The sequence below is a fragment of the Dellaglioa sp. CoH-56-MRSF-13 genome (assembly GCF_056782095.1).
Genome location: NZ_JBXAYC010000038.1, coordinates 310 through 572, shown reverse-complemented (window position 1 = coordinate 572; position 263 = coordinate 310). Strand labels below are relative to the sequence as shown.

Annotated in this window: 1 protein-coding gene; it reads left to right on the top strand. The window is 57.8% G+C overall.

Going from position 1 to position 263, the window contains the following annotated elements; genetic code table 11:
• Positions 1-17: 17 nt before the first annotated feature.
• Positions 18-263 (top strand): hypothetical protein (locus AC1RP1_RS07740; RefSeq protein ID WP_481762680.1); only part of this gene is annotated, 246 nt, incomplete at its 3' end.

Below are 263 nucleotides of genomic sequence, written 5' to 3'. Positions count from 1 at the left end.
GTATAGGAGAAATTTCGGTGCAAGCTGAAACCACGCAGCAACCTGTTATTGCCGCCCACCTGCGTAATGGGCAGACGGTTATCGCCCGCTACAAAGGCGAAAACGAAACGCATCTCGGGCTCGACAAGCCGTACATTCTGGAGACGTTTCCGGGCGCGGGTCCCGGCGGTCAAACTGGTGTGATGCTGACGCCCTACCTTGGCCACCACAAGGTGTTCGCTCCGCTCGAAGAGTTCGCGATGCCCCACGATATGGTGCTCATG